General features: G+C 47.6%; 20 protein-coding genes. 11 read left to right on the top strand and 9 right to left on the bottom strand.

The features are described from left to right. The 3 genes from BFP72_RS11535 to BFP72_RS11545 all read left to right on the top strand — a co-directional run bounded on the left by BFP72_RS11535 (position 1) and on the right by BFP72_RS11545 (position 2830). Positions 1-1065: an acyltransferase family protein gene (locus tag BFP72_RS11535; protein ID WP_099599282.1), complete on the top strand. Its 1065-nt coding sequence runs from the start codon at positions 1-3 to the stop codon at positions 1063-1065. 148 nt (positions 1066-1213) lie between these two features. Continuing rightward, complete coding sequence (locus tag BFP72_RS11540) at positions 1214-1750, top strand: aspartyl protease family protein (RefSeq protein WP_099599283.1); 537 nt, start codon at positions 1214-1216, stop codon at positions 1748-1750. Next, positions 1751-2830, top strand: a complete 1080-nt coding sequence (locus BFP72_RS11545) for a beta galactosidase jelly roll domain-containing protein (RefSeq protein ID WP_143520047.1) — start codon at positions 1751-1753, stop codon at positions 2828-2830. It abuts the gene before it with no gap. Between the two features lie 48 nt (positions 2831-2878). Here BFP72_RS11545 and BFP72_RS11550 read toward each other — a convergent pair whose 3' ends face one another. Next, complete coding sequence (locus BFP72_RS11550; protein WP_099599285.1) at positions 2879-3766, bottom strand: LysR substrate-binding domain-containing protein; 888 nt, start codon at positions 3764-3766, stop codon at positions 2879-2881. 136 nt (positions 3767-3902) lie between these two features. Here BFP72_RS11550 and BFP72_RS11555 point away from each other — a divergent pair, with 136 nt between their 5' ends. After that, positions 3903-4520 carry an HPP family protein gene (locus BFP72_RS11555; RefSeq protein WP_099599286.1) on the top strand — a complete coding sequence of 206 codons (618 nt, stop codon included), beginning with the start codon at positions 3903-3905 and terminating at the stop codon, positions 4518-4520. 153 nt (positions 4521-4673) lie between these two features. On the opposite strand, the gene BFP72_RS11560 is transcribed toward BFP72_RS11555, so the two are convergent. The 3 genes from BFP72_RS11560 to BFP72_RS11570 form a co-directional block, all read right to left on the bottom strand. Beyond that, on the bottom strand, positions 4674-5798 hold the full coding sequence (locus BFP72_RS11560) for a T9SS type A sorting domain-containing protein (protein ID WP_099599287.1): 1125 nt from the start codon (positions 5796-5798) through the stop codon (positions 4674-4676). Positions 5799-6061: 263 nt separating this feature from the next. Beyond that, positions 6062-6952 (bottom strand): DMT family transporter, encoded by an 891-nt coding sequence (locus BFP72_RS11565; protein ID WP_099599288.1) that lies wholly within the window; start codon positions 6950-6952, stop codon positions 6062-6064. A gap of 73 nt (positions 6953-7025) precedes the next feature. Next, positions 7026-9815, bottom strand: coding sequence for a FlgD immunoglobulin-like domain containing protein (locus BFP72_RS11570; protein WP_099599289.1), 2790 nt, complete (start codon positions 9813-9815; stop codon positions 7026-7028). A 207-nt stretch (positions 9816-10022) separates the two neighbouring features. Here BFP72_RS11570 and BFP72_RS11575 point away from each other — a divergent pair, with 207 nt between their 5' ends. Both BFP72_RS11575 and BFP72_RS11580 read left to right on the top strand, forming a co-directional pair. Then, positions 10023-10919 carry a glycerophosphodiester phosphodiesterase family protein gene (locus tag BFP72_RS11575; protein ID WP_221406510.1) on the top strand — a complete coding sequence of 299 codons (897 nt, stop codon included), beginning with the start codon at positions 10023-10025 and terminating at the stop codon, positions 10917-10919. A 7-nt stretch (positions 10920-10926) separates the two neighbouring features. Beyond that, positions 10927-11427, top strand: a complete 501-nt coding sequence (locus tag BFP72_RS11580) for a hypothetical protein (protein WP_099599291.1) — start codon at positions 10927-10929, stop codon at positions 11425-11427. Positions 11428-11529: 102 nt separating this feature from the next. On the opposite strand, the gene BFP72_RS11585 is transcribed toward BFP72_RS11580, so the two are convergent. After that, complete coding sequence (locus tag BFP72_RS11585; RefSeq protein ID WP_099600766.1) at positions 11530-13110, bottom strand: SulP family inorganic anion transporter; 1581 nt, start codon at positions 13108-13110, stop codon at positions 11530-11532. A 273-nt stretch (positions 13111-13383) separates the two neighbouring features. Between BFP72_RS11585 and fabF the strand changes: the two genes are divergently transcribed. The 3 genes from fabF to BFP72_RS11600 all read left to right on the top strand — a co-directional run bounded on the left by fabF (position 13384) and on the right by BFP72_RS11600 (position 16918). Beyond that, positions 13384-14634, top strand: a complete 1251-nt coding sequence (fabF, locus tag BFP72_RS11590) for a beta-ketoacyl-ACP synthase II (protein ID WP_099599292.1) — start codon at positions 13384-13386, stop codon at positions 14632-14634. Positions 14635-14790: 156 nt separating this feature from the next. Further along, positions 14791-16152, top strand: coding sequence for a sensor histidine kinase KdpD (locus BFP72_RS11595; protein ID WP_099599293.1), 1362 nt, complete (start codon positions 14791-14793; stop codon positions 16150-16152). Positions 16153-16249: 97 nt separating this feature from the next. Then, positions 16250-16918, top strand: a complete 669-nt coding sequence (locus tag BFP72_RS11600; protein WP_099599294.1) for an SET domain-containing protein — start codon at positions 16250-16252, stop codon at positions 16916-16918. Positions 16919-16987: 69 nt separating this feature from the next. Here BFP72_RS11600 and BFP72_RS11605 read toward each other — a convergent pair whose 3' ends face one another. Together BFP72_RS11605 and BFP72_RS11610 are read right to left on the bottom strand one after the other, a co-directional pair. Continuing rightward, positions 16988-17863, bottom strand: coding sequence for a DUF1080 domain-containing protein (locus tag BFP72_RS11605; protein WP_099599295.1), 876 nt, complete (start codon positions 17861-17863; stop codon positions 16988-16990). Positions 17864-18008: 145 nt separating this feature from the next. After that, positions 18009-18461, bottom strand: coding sequence for a hypothetical protein (locus BFP72_RS11610; RefSeq protein WP_099599296.1), 453 nt, complete (start codon positions 18459-18461; stop codon positions 18009-18011). A gap of 240 nt (positions 18462-18701) precedes the next feature. Between BFP72_RS11610 and BFP72_RS11615 the strand changes: the two genes are divergently transcribed. Further along, positions 18702-19607, top strand: coding sequence for an NAD(P)/FAD-dependent oxidoreductase (locus BFP72_RS11615; RefSeq protein ID WP_099599297.1), 906 nt, complete (start codon positions 18702-18704; stop codon positions 19605-19607). 46 nt (positions 19608-19653) lie between these two features. Here the strand turns inward: BFP72_RS11615 and BFP72_RS11620 are convergent, their stop codons facing one another. Further along, positions 19654-20490 (bottom strand): energy transducer TonB, encoded by an 837-nt coding sequence (locus BFP72_RS11620; protein ID WP_255397199.1) that lies wholly within the window; start codon positions 20488-20490, stop codon positions 19654-19656. Positions 20491-20736: 246 nt separating this feature from the next. Here BFP72_RS11620 and BFP72_RS11625 point away from each other — a divergent pair, with 246 nt between their 5' ends. Beyond that, entirely contained in the window at positions 20737-21738 is a 1002-nt protein-coding gene (locus BFP72_RS11625; protein WP_099599298.1) for a TrkA family potassium uptake protein, read from the top strand. 146 nt (positions 21739-21884) lie between these two features. Here the strand turns inward: BFP72_RS11625 and BFP72_RS11630 are convergent, their stop codons facing one another. Beyond that, complete coding sequence (locus BFP72_RS11630; RefSeq protein WP_099599299.1) at positions 21885-22499, bottom strand: FKBP-type peptidyl-prolyl cis-trans isomerase; 615 nt, start codon at positions 22497-22499, stop codon at positions 21885-21887. Between the last annotated feature and the right edge of the window lie 30 nt (positions 22500-22529).

The raw sequence follows: 22529 nt of genomic DNA on the forward strand, positions 1-22529 counted from the left end.
ATGGAAAGAAGATACGACATAGATTGGCTCAGAGTCATTGCAATTGGGCTGCTACTGATCTACCACATCGGTATAGCTTTTCAGCCTTGGGGCACGCTCGTGGGCTTCATCCAGACTGACCAAACATTGACATGGCTATGGACTCCCATGAGTATGCTTAATGTCTGGAGAATACCCTTTTTGTTTTTTGTTTCCGGTATGGGTGTTGCGTTTTCGTTTAGAAAACGCACGCTTGTACAACTGCTGATCGAGCGAGCCAAAAGAATCCTTCTCCCTTTTGTTTTTGGAGTATTCTGCATCGTCCCGTTACACATATATCTGTTTCAGGCATACTATGATTTACCCGCAGACTATGTCCCCAACCCTGGCCACCTGTGGTTTTTGGGCAATATTGCGATTTACTTGTCTTGCTTGTTTCCAGTATTTCTATTCTTGCAAAGTGACCGACCTCTGGCACATGCACTGCAGCGTATATTCTCGTCACCTCTTGGGCTACTGCTTATGATCATCGCTACCATCGCCGAGGTACTCCTTGTACAGCCACAGATCTTTTCACTCTATGCACAGACTCTGCATGGCTTCTTCATCGGTCTGGTAGCCTTTTTCTTTGGGTACTGTAGTCTTTTGGACAGTACTGCTTTTGGCACGACTCTGCGTAGGTTTCGCTGGTATATGCTATCTCTCGCAGCTGTGCTCTATGGGATTCGGATATACGTCTATCACCTCACATCGCCCAATGTACTGATGGCCACAGAGTCTTGTCTATGGATATTCAGCGTCTTGGCCTTTGGTCAGCACTACCTCAACCGCCCCAGCCGAGCACTCACCTACCTCAGCGAAGCAGCCTACCCAGTATACATCCTACACATGATCTTTCTGTATTTGGGCTCGCTGTGGATCTTCGCATGGGACATCCCGGGTCTAGCCCAATGGAGCCTACTGACAGCCTTCACTTTCGTCGGGTCATTTGTGAGCTTCGCTATCATCCACCGTATCAATATTCTACGACCTCTTTTTGGGCTCAAACCCAAAAAGAGGTCGTCCTCTCACCAGGCCAACAACTAAGTTCGCCTCCTTTCTTCTTTGCACACGCTCCTTTTCAACTTTCACTCCTCTCCTGTGACAACTTGTGACATCTCTTTACCTTGGTGTGACACACGCTGACATGGCAGTGGCTTAGTTTGTTGAATAAACTCAAAACACAGCATACACCATGAAAACACAGATACTCCTCCTCGGCCTCTATCTCACCGCATGCTCCTTGGCACAAGCGCAGGACAGCCACACCTTGGCTTTACGCTTTCGCGAAAAACCCATCGTCCCCATGACCCTCAACGGCAAAAAAACTTGGGTACTCTTAGACACAGGTTCGGATATTAGCGTCCTCAATCTCCGAGATCAAGACAAGTACGCCTTTCATGCACACCAGGATTTCAACCAAAAAATCAAAGTAGCAGGCTTCGGTTCTCGTCACAACCAACTCCATGAAGTGACCAATGCCCAACTATATTTTGGAGAAATGCGACTAAAGACTGACTTTTACGCCTATGACATCACACACATCGTCAGTTCGATCCGAGCGCGCACCGGCAAAACCGTGACCGCCATCTTGGGCACCAATCTGATGCGACAGTACGGGTTTGTCATCGACATAGGTACCAGTACTGTCCATGTGGACTATCAGGTCAAAGAAAAGAAAAACAAGAAGCAAAAAGACAGTGCATATACCATCGCCAAAAACACCAAATAATTGAATACTCTGATCAAATTCGTATGTAGTCTGTCCCTCCTCTGCTCCCTAATCATCGCGCCTACCCATGCGCAATCCGACGAGGTAAGGAGCAATCTGGATCGACTCATGGACTGGATATATGACGAACTCTACGACGATCAACCCGACATTCCTTTTGATACGCCTCCCTCCAACCACCTCATACTCCGTGTGGACTTGAACAAAAAGTGGAGGTTCAACATCGGGGACAACCCCAAGTGGGCTACTCCCACGTATGCCGACGACAATTGGGAAAGCATACAAGTTCCATCTCGCTGGGAAAACCAAGGATTCAACGGGTACGATGGGATTGCTTGGTACCGCACGAGCTTTGACGGACGGCTCCTCGATCCCAAACAGAGTCACTATCTACTCCTCGGGCAGATCGATGATGCCGACGAGTGCTTTTTCAACGGACGGATGATCGGACAAAATGGGCGTTTCGCACCACGCTTTCGCACCGCCTACACTACGGACCGTCGCTACCAGATTCCTCATGAGAGCATCAATTTCGAAGGACAAAACACCATCGCCGTGCGCGTCTATGATGACGTACTCGATGGAGGGATCGTTGGAGGCAAGATCGGCATATACGCAGATTTCGATAGCGATCACCTGATCCAAGACCTCTCCGGACAATGGAAGTTCACCAAATGGGACAAACGCAACGCAGAGGACCCGAACTATGACGCCTCTGGGTGGGATGATATATGGGTTCCTTCTTTTTGGGACAACCAAGGCTACCGATCTTATGACGGAGTGGCTTGGTACCGTACGACATTTAGGCTGTCCTTCACGCCCAGCAGTGACAAAACCTACTACCTGCTCCTCGGCATGATAGACGACTATGACATCACCTATTTCAACGGCCAGCGCATCGGCACTACCGCGGATGGCAAAGGTTTTGGCGACAGCCAATCCTATGCCCAAATCCGTCTCTACAAAATCCCACAGGCACTGCTCCACTCCTCCAAGCCCAATACCATTGCGATCCGAGTCAAAGACCTCGGCCACTATGGTGGAATCTACAAAGGTCCCATAGGAATTATCGAAGAGTAAAGACCTGTCTAGTAGCCCTAAAACAACCGAATATCTCTACACCCACGACTATCCAGCTTGACATTCCTCAAAGGTGGAGATGAAATCTTTGAAATGCTTCTTGGTGCTGTCGGCATTGCGCACGACGATATAGATGCTGCGCTTGAGGCCATGCATGCTGATCGGTCTAAACACCAAATCCTTCTGATCCGAAAACGACTGGATGGCCCACTGCGGGATACACATCACTCCCAGGTCTGCATTGACCATCTCCAAGGCCACTTCGGTCAGCGGCACATCGGAGATTTTCTGTGGCAGGACATTGTTGGGCTTGAGAAAATGCTCGTACACAGATACCGTATCAAGCGGGTACGAATGGATCAGCAAATGCAAATCTGCAAAGTCCGCTGCCTCGATGTAGTCCTTGTCACTCAGCGGATTTTCTTTGTGCATCAGCATGCATACCTCGTCCTGCAACACCTCATATGACGACAGGGACTGGTTAGGTGACTTGATCGTGACCAAAGCCAGGTCTATGTCGTAGGACAGCAACTTGGGAATCGGCTGATGTGTCGCATCGTATACAAACTCCACCTCGATGTTGGGATAGAGCAGCGACATGTCTCGCAAAAAGGATGAAAACAACAAGTAAAATGAATAGCACTCCGAACTCACCCGAATCTTTCCTCCCGAGTCGTGCTTGATGTTCTTGATCTGGTTGAGTTTTTCGTCGATGGACGACAAGACATTGTTGGCCAGCTGATACAGCTCGACCCCTTCCTCGGTCAAGTCCCACTGGTTGCGCTTTCGCGCAAAAATCTTGAAACCCAATCGCTCTTCAAACTCTTTGAGCTGATGACTCAGTGCGGATTGGGTCAAAAATAGCTTAGCTGACGAATTGGCAATATTGCCTTCATCCGCGATGGTTTTGACTAGACGCAAGTGTTTCAATTCCATGAGCAAAACTACGTAATCTGATCAAGATGCTATTTGAAAATATTCGAGCTTCAAATCAAATATTCCTCAACTAACAAACTACGTAGTTTTAGCCGAACCCCCTTGCTTTGCGACTCGATTTTTGAGGACAACATACATGACAAACAACAAACCCCATCGCAATCTCCGAATTGTACGCTACATCTTCTACAAGGAGACCCTCGTGGACTTCAAAGAACACTTGTGGTCTTTCATAGGCTCCTTCGTAGGGATAGGACTGATTGGCTACATCCAAAACAGCTATCTCCCGACCGCTGACAACATCTTTTTGATTGGTTCCTTTGGTGCGTCAAGTGTACTCGTGTACGGTGCGATCCAAAGTCCACTCGCTCAACCTCGCAACCTCGTCGGTGGACATCTGGTCTCTGCGGTGATCGGTGTGACCATCCACACCATCCTACCTCACCACCTCCTCATCGCTGCGCCACTGGCAGTATCACTGTCCATCGTACTGATGCAAATCACCAAAACGCTACACCCTCCCGGTGGAGCTACGGCACTCATAGCCGTCATCGGTACCGAGAGCATCACCTCGCTTGGTTATTGGTATGTATTGTATCCTGTCTTTTCTGGGACTATGATTCTGCTAGTCGTAGGGCTAGTGGTCAACAACATGACTTCCAGGCGTCGGTATCCCACCGATACAAAATACACCCGACTACTCAAAACCAACCTCCCTCTCTCCAAACTCATCAACCTCAAAGAAAGACAGTAGAAAAGCAAGTACCCAAGTACGAATATCACACTCCAGAAACCATTTAAAAAAAGGGGAGAAAGAAAACAAAGACATAATCAACAAGTTGTATGAGTCGATCAGCAAACTTCCGCAGTGACTCGACGAGAATTTATAAAATAGTGCAGATCTGAATCACTGAGTGATTACAAACCTCTTCGTCATCACCTCTCCTTGATCCGTGGTGATACTTAAAAAATAAACCCCTTGAGTCATACCTTGTATATCCAATCGGTATGAGCTATAGCCAATAGGGTTTAGCTGGAAATTTTGAGACTTTTCTCCGTTCAAAGAAAAAATATGAGCATCCTGAATCAACACCTCTTGATTTGCCTCCAGTGTCATACTACCGTCCCTCACGATCGATGGATATAGATTAATCGCTGTTTCAAAATAGCTTGGAATTGACAGTCTGATTTGATCAAAGTACTCGAACCCACCATCAAAATCCACTTGCTTCAATCGATAGTAGTTCGTGGTAGATTGGACGGTTTGATCACTATAGGCATATTCGATTTTGGCGTTCGAATTGCCATGTCCAGCTACGCTAGCAATTTCTTCGTAGTTTACCCCATCCTCCGAACGTTCCACAGAGAAATAGTCGTTGAACATTTCAGTAGCTGTAGCCCATGAGAGCACAGCAGATCCTGAACTCTGATCCCAAACTGCTCTAAAGTAGAGTAACTCTACAGGTAGTGAGCCCTCTCCTCCATTTCTTACAAAATCCTCAATAGTACCAAAACTATCGTCACTCAAATCATCTATATCCCCTTCTGGCTGTGATCCATTGTTGGTCACACCATCGGTAGTTCCATCCGTGTACACTTTCCCATCTCCTGTAAATTCCCCATTGGTACCCGAAGCAGTTATATCCCCTTTCACAACCAATACTCCACCTGCCTCGATATTTGCCCCGGCATTATTCTTACCCAAATCGAGATTTTCCATGATAATCAAAACATTGTTGGGACCAATATTGATCGCTGCACCACTATTGGCCGTAAAAATCAAGCTCCCTCTAATGATCAAAGTATCAATCACAGACAGCGTCTTATTATTGCCTGTAAGCGTGACCGTTTCGTCAGAAATCACATAGGAATCAATTGTCACATTTTCTCCGATACTATATCCTGGAGCAGTACCACCCCAAGTCACACCTGTAGCCCAATTGCCATCAGCCACAGATATTCTTTGGGCAGATGCTGACACCCCCAACAAGTAGAAAGCAATGACAAAAACAATGGTATAAACACTTTTCATAAATCACGCACATTAATTAGAACATCTAGTCAGGGTTGCTCCAAATACCACTCGATATTCGAACAACATCTTTAGAGTTGGGGAAGCAAAGGAAGGTATATCCTCCTTCTTTCCCTTATCAACACCTCTTAATTATCTCAAATCACCGACAATTGAGTGTTTCCACTGAGTCGCTCCTAGGTAAAACCATTAGCTAAACAACTCCTCGTACAATATACACTAGCCGTTGTCCCTAACCTGTCAGACAAACCATCAAGAACTCACTAAGCTGCCTCAACCTTTTTCTTACGCAATGCGAAGACATTGCCCAGTACAATCAACAAGACACCTCCCCATGTATACCCTGTCAACTCATAACCTTCGAAGAGTGTCGAGAGCAATATCGAAATGATCGGGATCACTACGAGAGCGTAGGCCGCCTTGTCCGCACCGATCTTGCCGACTAGAGTCAGATAAAATCCAAAGGCGGTGATGGACCCGAAGATGGACAGATACAACAGGGACAGTACATATTCGTGGGTCCATTCGAAAGTAAATTCTTTGCCCAATGCCAAGGCCAGCAGGGCCATCATCAGCGCACCATACATCATCCCGTAGGCATTGGCCTGAATGACAGGAATACCCGAGGCAGAGTTTTTGGCTGAGGCGATATTGCCTAGCGAGGCAAGCAAGACTGAGCCCATCGCAATCCCAGATCCAAGCAAGATCTGATTCGAATACGCCATCGAAAAGAACTCCTTGCTAAATATCATCGCTGTACCAGACAGCCCAAGGAGTGCCCCCACCATCACACCACGATTGATAGGTTTACCCATCAGAAAAAAGCCAAAAATGGAGTTGGCAAATACGATCGTAGAAAAAGCTACCGCCATTAGTCCGCTAGGAATGTACTCTTCCGCTTTGTAGGCTAACCAGTAGTTGATCCCAAAAAGGAAGGCTCCCTGCAAAGCCATAAATCCGTGCTGTCGCAGCGTGAAGCGCATAGGCAATTGACGCACCACACAAAACAGCATCATCAGCGAACCTGCTATGACATACCGGTATACGACAGAGAGCAGTGGATCGACCACCCCGAGCTGAAAAGTGATCACAAACCAGGTAGAACCCCAGATCAGCGCGGGGACAGCATAGAGAAGAAAGTTACGTGAAGGCATGGGGCATTTAGAATGATATGTGAAAACATGGCTATACGCAGCACAGCCAAAAAGTTGGGTATAGCATAACCTTTTATCGCAGATAGATCATTTTTCCGGTTCTAACTGACGACCCATAGTTGATCCGATAAAAATACAACCCATCATCTACCTCAGCACCTCCAGAGTTACTCCCGTCCCAGCTCACAGACACCTCCCCTGCCAACTGCTCCGCATCGAGCAGCGTCCGTACAATCTGACCTGTACTATTGAGCACCTGCACCCGTACTCTACCGCTTTCGGGGATCTCACAACGCACCGTGATTTCCGTATCAAATGGATTTGGATAGGCATTGATGACTGTCAATTTCTCCACTGGATCTTTCTTCTCATCATAGTTGAGATAATCATCTATCGTGGTTTCGAAGGTGCCATTGCCATGCGTCGCGACGATGAACGTACCATCCGAGGAGCGGTAGTCAGTCATCCGAATGACGGAATTGCCGATACTCTCGTGAGCCTCCTGTACCCATAAGGTAGCACTACCATCCAGCTCCGTGGTGCTATACAGCCCCACACTCGTGGCAGCAAAATACTTGTACTCGCCGTCTGCCAAAGGGATGATCTCGCACCATCGCACACTGGGCCCTCCCCCACGACCATCTGCATGCTCTTCGAGGTTGCCACTCACATCTACCACTGTCTGACCACCATCCGAAGTAAAAAACACACTCGGGAAATAATAGTTGGAATATGTAAACATCATCCGATCGGCATCCAATGGGTCGATGGCGACACTGGATATATTGCCACTGACACGCTCTCCGTCCTCATCCGTGACTACCTGCTGGTAGACGAAAAACGTTTCCGCCGTATCAGTATGCGCTGCAATCGTCTTAAACACCGTCCCTAGCGTCGTCCCAAAGTACAGTACATTGGCTGGAGAAGTCGACACGTCCATGGCAGACACACTAGGAAACGGCAACTCCGTACTCTCAATCTTCTCCCAATTGACACTAGTTGGTTCTTGCACCCCTGCCGGAATTTGCGACAGGTTGTTGTTTCGCCAGACGACTGACCCACCGGCCATATACATGCGGTTGTAATTGTTTGGATCGAGTACAAAAGGATTGATGAATAGGTAATTTTCTCCTCCGACAGGATCTACCTCCGCAAAAGACGTCAAATTGTTTTGGGCATTGAGTGAAAGCCGAAAAGTCTGCCCCTGCTGAAAAGACGCGTACCAGTATACTTCGCCAGGGGTCGTCGCAGCATAGGAACCATCACCTCCGAGGATTTCCGTCCACGGTGTATTGGCATTTCCGAGGGTTTTCATATAAGTACCATTGTCCTGCATACCTCCGATGGCACGCAGACTCCCCACGTCTCGACTGAGCGCTATCGTATAAAACTGCGACGACACATAGCCGTTATTGAGCACCGACCAATCGGGTGTATTGGAGAGATTGTCCGATGTATAACGCACGCCTCCATCGTTGGCACTGAGCATCTGATTGGGATTGGACGAAAAAAACAAAAGTTCGTGTTGATCTGGATGGTGATTGGGGTACTTGGTCCCCCCAGACCCCTCTGGATCATACCCTCCAATCCACGCACTATTAGGTCCCCGAAAACCGTTGTCTGAGCGGTACAGGTTGGTCCCGCCGATGTATACCACATCCTCGTCTGTAGGATGTACTCGTACGATCAGGTTGTAACCGTCCTGGGTATCCAGTGCTGGCAGGGTATCACTCACTCCAGGGAGATTGATGGATCGATCCAACCATCGATTTTGATTGTATTTCCACAGGGACAGTTGGTCTCCGTCCGTCAAAAAATATAGTGCATCTTCGTTGCTTGGTGCAAAAGCCATGACCGTACGATGATGCACCAAGGGTAGATCTGCTGGCGTGATAGAATCCCAAGTATCGGTCGCCGGATCATAGACATAGTACCCGGCATATCTCGTGTGATAACCTAGCGCAGTGAACGAACTGAGCGTGGCATAAATTTTCCCAGAAGGGGTAATCATTACATTCGTATAAAAGGGTGCTCCGGAATCGTTGAGATCTTCTATGGGCGGGGTGAGAGACTCTGGGTGAAGCAAATCTGGCCCTAGCACGACCTCCCAAGAAGCCCCCTGATCCTCAGAACGCACAATACAACCATAGAGTGCCGCATAGATGACTCCTTCAGGATCGATGGCAATGCTCCACACATAATTGAATGGACTCTCAAAATCCTCTGGACGATCGTTGGATGTGGACGGTAAGATGTCCCAAGATACTCCTCCATCCACTGATCGATATATTCCGTCACCTCTCAGCGGCGCACCAATCGAGCGTGACGAATTGCCTCGTAGTTCGCCGGTACCGTAATACCACTCCTTCTCGTGCCCACTACGTTTGTCTTGTACTAGACAAGTCACACTATTGAGCGCAGAAGGACTCGTAGTACGTGTCCAATTGTTGCCACGATTGGTAGAGCGATACATCCCTCCAGACACTCCTCCCGCCAGCAGTATATTTTCGTCTGTCACGTCGATAGCCAAAGCTCTCGTACGTCCTCCAACATTGGTTGGTCCGAGAGGTTTCCATTCGCTCTGATTGACACGCGCACTCGCTCTATGCTTGACCCACTGGCGCTGTGCATAGGATATTTCATCATGATGAATCAAAGCAGGAATAGCGTGTGTCACCGGGTTCACAAGCTGCCTCAATTCGTATTCCAGTCTCAGTTGCGGATTTTCTTGCGTACCAATTGCACTCGGTGCATCGATGATTGCTAGGTCAGACTTCGTGACGGATCGATCCTCACAGCCCATCTCCGCCAAAATGGACAAGATCAGTATCCATCCTAGACATATTCTTTTCGTTCTCTTCATAAGCTCAGTATAAACCCCAAAACACTCCCTAAGGCTGAGGTTCAGAGTCTTGGCAAATTAATAAAAGCTACGCACTCTCAAGGTCACCATAGACTGCAATAATGTATTTTTTAAGTTTAGATACTTGTTGTATTTTTAAGCCCGAATAGTTGAATCTATCTAAAGCAACATATGAACAGTCGCAATTTTATCTGGTATGCCCTTCCCATGATGTTATTTCTCGCCTTGATGTGGTTGTACGAACCGTGGTTCTATCAGCGATACATCGTGAGTGATGACATCAATGACATCAAAAAAAGAAACTTCACCATCGTCGGACACAAAGGTGCCTCTGGGGTCGCTCCAGAAAACACCTTGGCGGCCTTTCAAAAAGCCATGGACATGGGGGCAGACATGGTAGAGATAGATGTGCACTACACCCTTGATGGAGAAGTGGTGGTCTTTCACGACGAAGACGTAGATCGCACCACCAATGGAACCGGGAAAATCCACAAAATGACACTCGAAGAGGTAAAAAAGCTCGATGCAGGATCGTGGTTTGGTGATCACGAACAGTACCGTGGAGAGAGAATACCTACACTCCAAGAGACGCTTGACCTCATACATGGCAAAATGGAATGCGTCATTGACATCAAATCAAAAGGTCATGAATACTACGACGGGTTCGCTAAACGTGTGGTCGAAATCATCGAAGAAAAAGGAGCCAAAGACTGGGCTGTCGTACAGGCCTATGATGAAGCCTATCTTGAAGAAGCCTATGAGGCTGATTCTACCATTCAACTCAAGAAAATCATGATGGGTGAAGATGAAACCCACCTACTGGCTTTCTACATCAACGCCAAGACCTTCACGGATCACCGCAACAAGCATGAGTTTTTTGGCACCCTCAACCCACACTTCACCACGCTTTCCCAGCGCAGATTGTTTCGTTTCAAAGCACGGGGATACAAAGTATTCACCTATGTAGTCAACGAGCGTGAAGACATGATCAAAATGCTCAACATGGGAGTTGATGGCATCATCACGGACTTTCCAGACAGGATGGTTCAAGTCCGAAAAGAGCTTGAGGAGATCGATAAACAGCGTTTGGCAGAAAACAACTAGACGTATCTTGACTATCCAATTCAAAAACGGCGAAGAATACTACAACAAGATCTACACCGTCTTCAACCTCAGCGTTGCAATCACCCTCTTGCCGTTTGGCTACTTGGTACTGGAAAAGCACAGCGGTAGACTAGAAAGCTTACCCATCAGTTCGTGGCAGCTTTGGGTGATCACCCTGCCTCTCCTATTGATCATTGCGCTATTGATCCGATGGTCACAGCACACCTTCAAAGCAGAAAAAGAGGCCGCTAGGCAGGTCGAAGGCCTTCGCCCCAAACTCTTGGCATTCTACAACTGCCTTTTCAAGCGATTCGCTGTGTTCACAGGCATCAGTGGTCTGAGTACTGTCATGCTCTACCTCACAGGCAGTGGTTTTTTCATCATGGCCTACGTTGGGGCTATGATCTTCCTATCACTAAGCAGACCCACACTCAACCTAATCATCGAGGCGCTACAGCTCAACCCCACCGACGAACAAATTCTAATAGAGAAAAAAGACATCCCCTAGAGAAATGGTTACCCAAAAAAGAAACCCCATCCTTTTGTCAAGGATGGGGTTTCTTTTTTTCGACAAAGGCAACACGCCTTGTCTCACAATACTCATTTTCTATTATCCTTGGATACCAACTCCTTCGGCCATCACATAGTATCTTGGGTCATCCACATCTGAGAGGATGATCTCTTCAAATTTCGGATTGGCTTTCATCAATATGTTTTTACAATCAGGGCTGAGATGTTTCAGCTTCAGTGACTTCCCTGCCTCTTCGTACTTGTTTACTATATTTTGAATGGCTTCTACTCCCGAATGGTCGGAAACTTTCGAATCGATGAAATCAATCTCCACCTTGTCCGGATCTTCGCTAAGGGTAAACTTGGAATTGAACCCTGTCACAGATCCAAAAAACAATGGTCCCCAAATTTCATACACTTTGGTACCATCCTCTTTGATGGTTTTGCGTGCACGGATCTTAGTTGCATTTTGCCATGCAAAGACCAAGGCAGATACAATCACACCACATACGACCGCAATAGCCAAATCGAAGATCACGGTCACTCCAGATACCAAGACCAATACAAAGGCATCCGCCAATGGGATTTTGTGCAGGATTCTAAAACTCGACCAAGCAAAAGTACCAATCACTACCATAAACATGACCCCCACCAATGCCGCAATTGGGATCTGCTCAATGTATGGAGACAAAAACAAAATGAATGACAACAGCATCAAAGCTGCCACGACACCTGAGAGGCGACCTCTCCCTCCCGAGTTGACATTGATCATAGACTGCCCAATCATGGCACAGCCTCCCATCCCTCCAAAAAAACCATTCAATATATTCGCGCCACCTTGAGCAATACACTCCCTGTTGCTACTACCACGTGTCTCTGTGATCTCATCGATGAGTGTCAATGTCATCAATGACTCAATCAAACCAATCGCCGCTAGGATCAGCGCATAAGGAAAGATAAACACCAAAGTCTCCCAGGTCAGTGGAATCTGCGGAATCATAAACGACGGCAAACCACCCTTGATCCCTTCTCCTCCACTCGCCTGCACAAACGACTGTACAGTAGCAGTATCAATACCTCCAAAAATGACAATCAAGGATACCGCTACAATGGCAACCAACCCTGCGGGCACCTTCGAAGTGAGCTTAGGCAATCCAAACATGATACCCATAGTCACCGCTACCAAGCCCAGCATGGTCATCAAATCTGACGTAGGGAGCCATTCGCCTCCCATCTTGAACATCCCCAACTGAGACAGAAAGATTACAATGGCCAAGCCATTGACAAAACCAAGCATCACAGGATGCGGAATCAAACGCACAAACTTGCCGAGTTTGAATACACCAGCAGCCATCTGCAGCAATCCCATGACCACCAAGGTCGCAAACAAATACTGAACTCCTGCGCTCTCGACTCCCGGCATCATATCATTGCCTTCCTTGACCAGAGACACCATCACCACAGCGAGTGCTCCTGTAGCACCTGAGATCATCCCGGGTCTACCGCCAAACAATGCTGTGACCAGCCCTACCATAAACGCACCGTACAACCCAATCAAAGGATCAATGTCCGCCACGAAAGCAAATGCTACAGCCTCAGGCACGAGAGCCAAAGCAACCGTGATTCCGGACAAAATATCATTCTTGGCATTCTTGGTTTTGTTCTTAATCAATTCAAACATGATGTTTTTCGATTTTTCTAATTTGAGGCGCAAACTTAGCAAGGCTATCCATCAATCGCACAGAATCCTGCGAAATCTCCAACAATTAGGAATTTTACCGATGTTTTGATCCTCCAACCCGGCCGATACCCACCCAAAGAAAACCAAGCACTCACGCAACATCTATCCCCTACCTAGGTGGAGATTTCAAATCTCGAATCCAAAACTTTTTAAAAGTGTGGCTATGTTTGCGGCCAAATTCATCAACCAACCGCTGAATCAAATACAATAAGCATGTCAGAAAAAAGAGTAGTAGTAACAGGAATGGGAGCCGTCACTCCCCTAGGTAATGATGTCAAGACTTTTTGGGAAAACGCCGTAAAAGGCACCAGTGGAGCAGCCAAAATCACACGGTTCAACCCTGAGAAGTTCAAAACCCAATTTGCCTGTGAAGTCAAAAATTTTGATCCCAAACTACGCCTCGATCGCAACGAAATCAAACGTACTGACCTCTACTCCCAATACGGAATTGACGCGGCGATTCAAGCCATCGAAGACTCTGGATTTGATTTTTCAGCCATGGACCCCTTTGATGTAGGAGTCGTATGGGGCACTGGACAAGGCGGACTGGAAACCTTGGAAAAGGAAGTCCAAAACTATACTACCAACGGTTTCGAGCCTAAATTCAATCCCTTCCTCATACCAAAGATGCTTGGCAACATGGCGGGAGGTATGATCGCTCTTCGCTATGGATTCATGGGCATCAACTTCTCCACGGTATCGGCCTGCGCCACCTCCAACACCTCCATCATGGATGCCATGAACTACATCAAACTCGGCAAAGCCAAGATCATTGTCACTGGCGGATCAGAGGCTCCCGTGACCGAGGCGTCTATTGGCGGGTTCAGCGCCATGAAAGCTCTCTCTACCAGAAACGACTCCCCTGAAACAGCTTCTCGACCCTACGACCCTGACCGTGACGGATTCGTGATGGGAGAAGGTGGCGGAGCACTTGTACTCGAAGACTATGACCATGCCAAAGCTCGTGGCGCACACATCTATGCAGAACTCGTCGGCGCATCAATGACCAATGATGCCTACCATATGACTGCCACTCACCCCGAAGGGTTGGGCGCATATCAAGCCATGAAACTGGCACTAAACGAAGGAAAGATCACCCCCTCCGAAGTAGACTACATCAACACCCACTCTACCTCTACCCCGGTAGGCGACATCAGTGAGCCGCAAGCCATCCGTCGCTTGATGGATGGACACGACAACAACGCATCCATCAGTGGCACCAAATCCATGACAGGCCACTTGCTCGGAGCGGCTGGAGTCGTAGAAGCAATCCTATCGATCCACAGCATCACACACAACATCATCCCGCCAACTATCAACACCGAATCGATCGACCCTGTAATCGGAGATGATCTCGATATCGTCATCCGAGAAGCCCGCGAAAAAGAAGTAAAAGTAGCCATGAGCAACACCTTCGGTTTTGGAGGGCACAACGGGATCGCACTGTTCAAAGAGTTCGCCTAAATCATCGGCGATGATGAGCTTATTTGAAACGACTTGTTTCAAGTATTCGGCGAATTATCTATATTGAGCGAGGTTAGGTATTGATCAAGCCAGCCTTACTTAACCTCGCTCAATCAGTTTTGGAACATTATCTAATTATCTCACTAAAGATATAGTATGGATATTGACGTCAAAACGTTGTTTCTCTTGTTTTCGGCTGGCAATTTCATTGCACTCCTGTTTTTTGCAGCATACACGCTACTCTATGGGGACCGTACTCCTATCCTACTTCTCTTCATTTGTGCCAAAACTCTTGCGACGATCCAGTGGATGTTCTTTGCCTTACGTGGGACTATCCACCACGACTATTCCATTGTGCTCGCCAATATACTATTGATTTTCTCCCTCTTCTTTGAGATCTACTGCATCAGCTACGCCAAGCAAACCTTCGACCTCAAGCATTTCCTCAGGCTCAATATCATCCCTGTCGGAATCAGCCTCTTCTTTTTTGTATTTGCAGGACACCCCTCTCACATCCGTGTTTTGATCGGCTCGGCGATAGTCGCGATCTACTTTCTCGGAGGAGGTATCAATATCCTACTTGGACGTCACAATACCCGCATCCAAAAAATCATCGGACTGGCTTACTTCCTCGTTGCCTTATTTTTTGTCTTTCGATCGTTTTGGGCCCTCTCCGCAGACACCTCTATCGCCCTCCTGACCGACTCCCATGTACAGGTCATCAGTTATATCCTTCTCTTTCTGGTATCCTCCCCCATGTCGATTGCCTTGCTATTGATACTCAAAGAGCAAGACAACCTACAACTCCAGTACCTCAATCAAAGCAAAGACAAGTTTTACTCCATCATTGCCCATGACCTCCGTGGCCCTCTGAGCAATCTACTCCAACTGGGAGACCTCATCCACGACGAACAATACAAATACGACGAAACGAGCCGCAACACACTCATTACTTCTGCCTTCAAAAATGCCAAACTCACCTACAACTTGCTCGATAGTCTCCTCGAATGGGCCAGTGCCAATTCGGGACTCATGACCTACGCGCCACGGCAACTCTCACTCGAATCGATGGCCGAAGAATGCATCAACTTCTATACGCTCAAAGCAGAAGCCAAAAACATCACGCTCATCAATTCGCTCCGTCCAACATCCTCAGTCTACGCAGACTATGACATGACCCTCACGGTGCTGCGCAACTTACTATCCAATGCCCTGAAGTTCACCCCGAAGGGAGGCACTATTGAATTCATCGCTCAAGAAGGACCAGAACACTACCTATCAATAGGTGTCAAGGACTCCGGTATAGGCATGAGTCAAGAAATCATTGAGCAAGTATTTAGTTTAAAAATACTAACCAGTACTACCGGAGTAGAAAACGAAAAAGGTTTTGGCTTGGGCCTGAAACTGTGCAAGGATTTTGTCACCAGAAACAAGGGAGGAATCTGGATCGATAGCAAACTTGGACAGGGGAGCACCGTCTGGTTTAGTCTACCAGTGGCTCGAAAAAATCGCCCCTAATTTTTCCTACCCTACAAGACAAAATAAATCCCCCAAAGGACAACCAAAACCCATATTTTTCGATAAATTCATCCAATTTATTTTGAATGATTTTTCAATGATTCATCCTAAAACAGAACTAAAATTCATCAACGATGTGGTGGGATACGGGGTATTCGCCACTCAACTCATCCCTGAGGGGACGATCGTGTATGTCAAAGACAGTTTGGAGCTGGTCATCGCTCCCAATGAATACCGACAACACAACCATGAAATGCGAGAAGTCATTGACAAATACTCGTACATCGACGAATCTGGCAACAGAATCGTAAGCTGGGACTTTGCCAAGTATGTCAACCACTGTTGCAACTGCAACAGCATCAGTACAGGCTATGGATTTGAGATCGCCATACGAGACATCCACCCAGGCGAACAGATCACGGATGAATACGGGATATTCAACATCGACCAAGAAATGGAATTGGTCTGTGGGGAATCGTGCTGTCGCAAAAAAATCGCACTCGATGATTTTGACAAACACTACGAAGCATGGGATGCGAAGATCAAAAAATCGATCGCTCAACTCCCTCAAGTAGCACAGCCTCTTATGGGCTTTGTCAATGAAGAGACTAGAGAAGAACTGGACCGCTATTTTGCGAATGCAGACCAATACAAATCCGTCTATGCGCTCAAGTACCATGGCGACCTATATGTCGAGCAGGATCGTACACCCATCGCTACTCTACCGCTAGACAACCACATGGCTCCATCAGCCATGGCTAGATAAATCGTACTGACGAGCACAAAATACTAACCCATCGAGAGCATCTCTTGATGGGTTTTTCATGCATTGCTCTCAATCAAATAACGCAGCATAGGCTGGCGGCATGGCTTCCAATGGTCGAATCTCCGCTCCTTTGTAGTACACTTCAGCCGCTTCACTTTGGAGCTGTATCTTGCCTCGGATCAGAGGGGTCATCTGGCCATCCTTCTCGTACCTTGAGTGACGCAGCACCATGACGATCTGCCCATTGACTATATGGACACTCTTGTCTTCAAAGCATATCAAATCCAAAGTCGTCCACTCTCCTGCTACTTCATGATTGGCACTACGCATGCAGTAGCCTCCGCTCTCTTGACCCTGCCCCATGGGCAAAAAAGGCTGACTCACATCCGCTACAGGACTCATGACTCCCTCTGGAATATATGCTCGGATGTCAATGGCCGAAGTGGCCTGACTCCAATAGTCTCCCATGTGCCCCTCCATGATCTGAAACTCCTGCGACAACATCCAGCTCCGCCAATACTCCACACCAGGTTCGCCAATGGAGTGGTACAATATCCCGGCGTCCTTGAGCAAATGCTCTCTTGGTGGCCATTGCTTGTCTCCCCATTTGACCTGTATCCTAAAGTGATAGTTGTCATACGCTACTTTGCTGATCGCACATCCGTAGTATTCACCACTGACTTGTAGTACGGGTTCCCCATCTTGCTCAACCATTTGGAAAACACCGTAGCCTTCGGGGTTGAGTCCCACCGGCGGAATCTCCACACTGTCCTCGTCTAGAGGCACTGCTCCCTGATAACCATACTGATGCTTGTAGCTGAGATAGGTATCCCACTGTGTCATGTCCGCATCAAAGAGCGGCTCCCACTTCGATTCTTGACAACTGATGAAGACTCCGGCCAAAACCATGGCTAAAAAACCGTGACTATTCAAAATTGATTTCATAAGCTAAAGAGACTATTTGGGTAAACTTACTTCTCTCTATCGACACACCAAAATTCACGTACAACGAAGGGGCGTACAAACAGAAAAAGGCCACACCTACTGTGTGGCCTTTTGTCAACTATTGCTATGTAAGGGGATTCTATCTTTATGAGTTGCTCATCTCTTCGAATTTCTTCTTGATTTCAGCTTTGGTCTGCTCAAGCTCATTGGCCATGTTGTCGTAGGTTCTACTCACGTCTGATTTCACGGCGTTCCAGTTGTCCTTGGTTGAGCTTTTGACTTCTGCCAATGCATTGGACACATCCTTTTTGGTTGCTTCAAGTTCTTCCACCGCCTCTTCGAAGTTTCGCTCTACAGGACCTTCATCGATGTTCATTCTATCCTTGAGGTCATCTATCGAATCATCGATATCGTTTTCCATGGTCTCCAATTTTTCAACCAGCTCTTCTTTTTGTTGCTTGAAATCGTCTGCCAATTCGTTTTTATCTTCTTTGTCACTTTTTGCTTTCTCTGAACAAGAGGCAAAGGTCAACACCGCGATCATTACAAGTGAAACAAGTGACCATGCTGCTGTATGTTTGAATTTTATAGTTTTCATAGTTGTTATTATTTGGTATGCCTAGTAGTGTCGAAAAAGCATGCCAGACTAGCGTATGGTACTCCAATAGGCTATTTGTCCGCTCTGGCCTGCTACATGGTTCTACACTCTGTGGTGATGACTGCACAGAGTGTGGAAAATCCATGTCGTACAAAAGACCAAAAGCCACTTCATTAACGCAACAATATTGCAAGTAAGATGCTTTGAATCATCTTTGCCACTCACAACACATCAAAACTCATGCATACACCCCAGCACTACGACGCAATCATCATAGGTGGCAGCTACTCTGGTCTATCAGCAGCGATGGCTCTCGGTCGCTCCCTCAAAACCGTACTACTCATCGACAGTGGAGAGCCCTGCAATCGGCAAACCCCACATTCTCACAACTTCCTCACTCAAGATGGAAGCACTCCTGCGCACATCTCCCAGTTGTCCAAACAACAGGTCCTCAACTATCCTACCATCACATGGCTGGATGATCGAGCGATTCGAGGGCAGCACGAAGACCAGGTGTTTAGGATCCGTACAGCCAGTGGACACGACTATACCAGCAGCAAACTCCTCCTCGCCATGGGGGTCAAGGATCAAATGCTCCCAATCCCTGGGTTTGCCGATTGCTGGGGGATTTCAATCATCCATTGCCCGTTTTGTCACGGCTATGAAGTCAAAAACCAGCCCACCGGCATACTGGCCAATGGAGACAGGGCGGCATTTATGGCACAGCTCCTGGCCAACTGGACCACTGACTTGCGCATCCTCACCAACGGTCCCTCCACGCTCACCATCGAGCAACATGCTACACTTGCCCAAGCAGGCATAGCAGTCATCGAAGAGCACATTTCAGCATTTGAGCATCGCGACGGCCAATTGCATAGCGTCCAATATCAAAACGGGGACAACTTGCCTCTCCCTGTACTCTACGCCCATGCTCCCAATGCCCTCCCTACGGATCTGGCAGTACAACTGAGCTGTACATTGACAGACGAAGGATTGATCCTCGTAGATTCCATGCAGCAGACCAATATTCCGGGACTCTATGCTTCGGGTGATTGTACGACTCCACTCAGAAGTGTCGCCAATGCCGTAGCAAGTGGCCAAATGGCCGGAGTGGCTATACTCAAGAGTTTTCAGTTTCCTGAATAAAAAGTAGGGAGCAGTCCCATACGGACTGCTCCCTACTTCAAACCTCTCACTGGCCCGCCAGCATAAATGTAATGGGCAGTACCATCCGTACATTCACGGCTTGCCCACGTTGCTTCCCAGGCTTCCAATCTGGAGCCTCCTCCAAGATCCGAGCGGCTTCTTCATCACAGCCCCCTCCTATTCCTTTGACTACTGTCACTTCACTGATCTCTCCGAGCTTGTTGACTACAAACTGTACAAATACGCGTCCCTGCACATTGTTGACGCTTGCTTCTCGCGGGTACTTGATGTTGTCGCTCACATATTGGTAAAAAGCAGCAATCCCCCCTACCGGCTCGGGTTTCTCTTCCACCACCAAAAAAATCTCCTCGGCGACTTCCTCTTCCGGTTCTTCGTCCACTACAAACTCCATCTCCGCGACCACCATATCTTCCGTGACCTCTACATCCATATCCACATGGACCTCTTCCAGCACCACCTCATCTGGCACTTCGACAACTATGGGTTGTTGGATCGTCAGCACAGGAGGTGGCGGTGGCGGTTGGTTGGTTTGTGGTATATCAAAGACCTCCTCAAACTCCGCTTGCTCGAGCACCCATTCTTCGACGATCGCCTGATCCTCCACCTTCCACTCAAACGCCAAATTGACCCCCGCCAATGCCAGCGCCAACCCTACAAAAAAGAACATTCGGCTCTGTCTACGGTTTTTGTCTGCACGATGCTGCTTCCATTGGATCAATTCATCATAATCTTGCGCTTTCAGTACCAAAGCGGGAACCGTATCCTTCGGAAGTGGAGTAGTCTGCTTTGCTTGTCTGGCATTGCTCTCCATCAGCTCCTCCTTCCACTTACTCGTGGTTTTTTTATTTGCGACTTTCATCATTTTATGGTTATGAGTTGTGCTTATTTTAGAGACCTAAGTTGGTCAAACCTCCGCATACAATGAATGACTCAGTCCTAGTACGATACATGATCTTGATCATGACAAATCACCACGCCCACTTTTCACAAGTCTTCAAAACCTAGAAACAAGTCTTCTGTCTCGCTGTGCGATTTTCACATATTATCGCTATCATTGACATTGGTGAATTTCACCCATTAGTTCAGCAATAGGGCGCCTATCAGATATATGAATCAACAACTGGAAAACCTCATCACTGCCGTCGTGCTATTCATGGTGAGCATGACAATCGGCCTGTTGGGGTTCACGATCATCGAAGATTTGGGCTTTGTCAATGCCCTCTACATGACCATCATCACCGTGGGCACCGTAGGGTTCACGGAAGTCAAAGAGCTGAGTCAAGCGGGCCGAATTTTCACCTCCATATATATCCTACTGAACCTCGGGATGTTCGCCTACATCGTCTCGGTTTTGTCCAGTTATTTTTTCGAAGGGAAACTAAAATCAATACTCAAAAACTACAGATCAGGCATGGAAATCAGCAAACTATCCGGACACGTAATCGTATGCGGCTTTGGGCGAAACGGCAACCAAGCCTGCGAAGAACTCATGAAGATGGGACAAAAATTTGTCATCATCGATGTAGATCCAGAGATCAAAGACCAAATTCCGGACCACATGAAGTGGTTCATCGGTGATGCCACCAAAGATGAAAACCTCAAAAGCATAGGGATTGAGAAAGCTTCGTCCATCATCATTTCCACTCCATCGGATGCTGCCAACGTATTCATCACGTTGACCGCCAGGCACCTCAACGAAAAAATCAAAATCATCGTCCGTGCCTCCGAAGTAGAAACAGAAGACAAACTCTATCGTGCTGGCGCAGACAAAGTAATCATGCCTGACCGGCTAGGCGGCATGTTCATGGCACAGCTCGTCACCAAACCCATCGTGATCGAGTTCCTTGATTTGCTCAATGGCGTATCAGGGACGAGCTATCACCTCGAAGAAGTGGGCTACACACAACTCAAAGCCAACTACCGGGACAAAACCCTACGTGAGCTCAACATCCCATCTACCACTGGCGTCATCGTACTGGGCGTCAAGGACAACATCAAAGGACTCATCCCAGGCCCTTCGGCAGACACTTTCATCGGCGAAGACGACTACCTCATCCTCCTCGGGTCTGAGGCTATGCTCCAAAAATTCATGAAAACATACACCAGCTAGCGCACAAAAAGGTACTGTTATCATATCCAATAGAATCACTCAAAAATGTATTTTTGATGCCGACTAGGGAAGTTTTCAATACAGTACCAAAAATAAAAGGCTGTCCGAACCGAACAGCCTTTGGTATTTCATCTATCCCACGGGACTTACGACACAGAGATCAACTCTATATCGAAAATCAAAGCCGCAAAAGGAGGGATATCTTGCCCTGCTCCGCGCTCGCCATAAGCCAAATCATAAGGAATGTACAATTTCCATTTGTCACCAGGCACCATGAGTTGCAAAGCCTCAGTCCACCCTGCGATCACACCTCCTACGGGAAACGTAGCAGGTTCGCCCCGCTGTACCGAGCTATCGAACACTTTGCCATCGATCAACTGACCTGTGTAGTGTGTCGTCACTTGACTCGCAGCGGTAGGTTTCGCACCGCTCGCATCACCTGATTCGATCACTTCGTATTGCAAACCACTCGCGAGCGTCGTGATTCCTGCTTTGGCAGCATTCTCTTTCAAGAACTTCTCCCCAGCTTCTTTGACTCCTTTGTGAGCACCTGCTTTGATCTCACTGATCTTCTTTTGGAGCACTTGGTTGATCTCCTCCGGAGAAATAGCGCACTCACCTGCAAATGCATCCGAAAGTCCTCCAATGAATGCATCAAGATCCAATGCTTCCCCGAAACCCTCGTTTGAAAAATTCTGCCCTACACTCTGACCCAGACCGTAGCTAAACTTCTGGTCTTCTGTATTTAATTCTGTTGCCATGTTTATTCTTTGTTTTGCCTGCAAAGGTAG

This window comes from Reichenbachiella sp. 5M10, assembly GCF_002742335.1.
GTDB lineage: Bacteria > Bacteroidota > Bacteroidia > Cytophagales > Cyclobacteriaceae > Reichenbachiella.

Coding starts and splice junctions, on each gene's coding strand:
- BFP72_RS11535 (WP_099599282.1), top strand. CDS start 1: ATGGAAAGAAGATACGACATAGATTGGCTCAGAGTCATTGCAATTGGG.
- BFP72_RS11540 (WP_099599283.1), top strand. CDS start 1,214: ATGAAAACACAGATACTCCTCCTCGGCCTCTATCTCACCGCATGCTCC.
- BFP72_RS11550 (WP_099599285.1), bottom strand. CDS start 3,766: ATGGAATTGAAACACTTGCGTCTAGTCAAAACCATCGCGGATGAAGGC.
- BFP72_RS11555 (WP_099599286.1), top strand. CDS start 3,903: ATGACAAACAACAAACCCCATCGCAATCTCCGAATTGTACGCTACATC.
- BFP72_RS11560 (WP_099599287.1), bottom strand. CDS start 5,798: ATGAAAAGTGTTTATACCATTGTTTTTGTCATTGCTTTCTACTTGTTG.
- BFP72_RS11565 (WP_099599288.1), bottom strand. CDS start 6,952: ATGCCTTCACGTAACTTTCTTCTCTATGCTGTCCCCGCGCTGATCTGG.
- BFP72_RS11570 (WP_099599289.1), bottom strand. CDS start 9,815: ATGAAGAGAACGAAAAGAATATGTCTAGGATGGATACTGATCTTGTCC.
- BFP72_RS11575 (WP_221406510.1), top strand. CDS start 10,023: ATGATGTTATTTCTCGCCTTGATGTGGTTGTACGAACCGTGGTTCTAT.
- BFP72_RS11585 (WP_099600766.1), bottom strand. CDS start 13,110: ATGTTTGAATTGATTAAGAACAAAACCAAGAATGCCAAGAATGATATT.
- fabF (WP_099599292.1), top strand. CDS start 13,384: ATGTCAGAAAAAAGAGTAGTAGTAACAGGAATGGGAGCCGTCACTCCC.
- BFP72_RS11595 (WP_099599293.1), top strand. CDS start 14,791: ATGGATATTGACGTCAAAACGTTGTTTCTCTTGTTTTCGGCTGGCAAT.
- BFP72_RS11600 (WP_099599294.1), top strand. CDS start 16,250: ATGATTCATCCTAAAACAGAACTAAAATTCATCAACGATGTGGTGGGA.
- BFP72_RS11605 (WP_099599295.1), bottom strand. CDS start 17,863: ATGAAATCAATTTTGAATAGTCACGGTTTTTTAGCCATGGTTTTGGCC.
- BFP72_RS11610 (WP_099599296.1), bottom strand. CDS start 18,461: ATGAAAACTATAAAATTCAAACATACAGCAGCATGGTCACTTGTTTCA.
- BFP72_RS11615 (WP_099599297.1), top strand. CDS start 18,702: ATGCATACACCCCAGCACTACGACGCAATCATCATAGGTGGCAGCTAC.
- BFP72_RS11620 (WP_255397199.1), bottom strand. CDS start 20,490: ATGATGAAAGTCGCAAATAAAAAAACCACGAGTAAGTGGAAGGAGGAG.
- BFP72_RS11625 (WP_099599298.1), top strand. CDS start 20,737: ATGAATCAACAACTGGAAAACCTCATCACTGCCGTCGTGCTATTCATG.
- BFP72_RS11630 (WP_099599299.1), bottom strand. CDS start 22,499: ATGGCAACAGAATTAAATACAGAAGACCAGAAGTTTAGCTACGGTCTG.